1 protein-coding gene and 1 pseudogene are annotated in these 911 nt (G+C 42.7%); one reads left to right on the top strand and one right to left on the bottom strand.

The genetic code is table 11. From position 1 onward, the window contains the following. Positions 1–191: 191 nt before the first annotated feature. Positions 192–345: pseudogene (locus WG89_RS32650) on the top strand (IS5/IS1182 family transposase); the annotation flags it as partial. Positions 346–629: 284 nt separating this feature from the next. On the opposite strand, the gene WG89_RS31580 reads toward WG89_RS32650, so the two are convergent. After that, positions 630–911: transposase (locus tag WG89_RS31580; RefSeq protein WP_342669278.1), on the bottom strand; the 282-nt coding region annotated here is incomplete at its 5' end.

Consider the following 911-nt stretch of genomic DNA (forward strand, 5'->3'; position numbering starts at 1 on the left):
CATCTAATAAAACTTTTGATTGCTAGCAGAAAAGAAGTCATATCAAATAACAATCAGAAGAATTGGATTACAGGCAACTCGATTACTATAGTTTTTACGTCTTCGGAAATACTCCATCTAAATACTAAGGAACCTGCGAATAAGTCCCTGATCATGAGAKAATAATCTCAGCAGCTTGATCAGAGGTAGTCATGGACCAACAACTCTCTTTTTCCGACAGTGAATTCAGCCAGAAGCGACGCAGAACTCGTAGGGAAATTTTTCTTGAAAGAATGGAGGTTCTGATTCCATGGAAACGCTTAGAGGCCGTAATCGAGCCCTATTACCCTAAGCGTTTCCATGGAATCAGAACCTCCATTCTTTCACGAACAATTTCCCTACGAGTTCTGCGTCGCTTCTGGCTGAATTCACTGTCGGAAAAAGAGAGTTGTTGTTCCATGACTACCTCTGCTCAAGCTGCTGAGATTATTATCTCATGATCAGGGACTTATTCGCAGGTTCCCTAGGGAACCTGCGAATAACCTCTAATTTACTTCCCTTCTTGAATCGAGTTCGAAGTAGGACTGAAATCAGAGGTCTCAACCCCTTATTTGTATGATATTTAGCCACTTTCGTGACTTCAGGGCGGACTAACCCTGTGCCCGGATCATTTGATCCAGTCGAACAATATTCGCCAGGGCAAATAAAGTAGACAGTTTATTGTCATTCTTCTTCAWMCCTCGATACCTGGCTTTTATAAATCCAAATTGACACTTAATGATTCTGAAGGGGTGTTCGACTGCTGCTCTCAGACTGGCCTTGGTAAATTCCAGTTTGATGGGCACCTTATTTTTTCGGGGATGCTTCTTCAGCTCTTTCAAGATGCYGGGCTTTTCAGCTATGAACCACTCAGCTTCACAGGACTCCAACTC

The sequence above is a fragment of the Endozoicomonas arenosclerae genome (assembly GCF_001562015.1).
Lineage (GTDB): Bacteria > Pseudomonadota > Gammaproteobacteria > Pseudomonadales > Endozoicomonadaceae > Endozoicomonas_A > Endozoicomonas_A arenosclerae.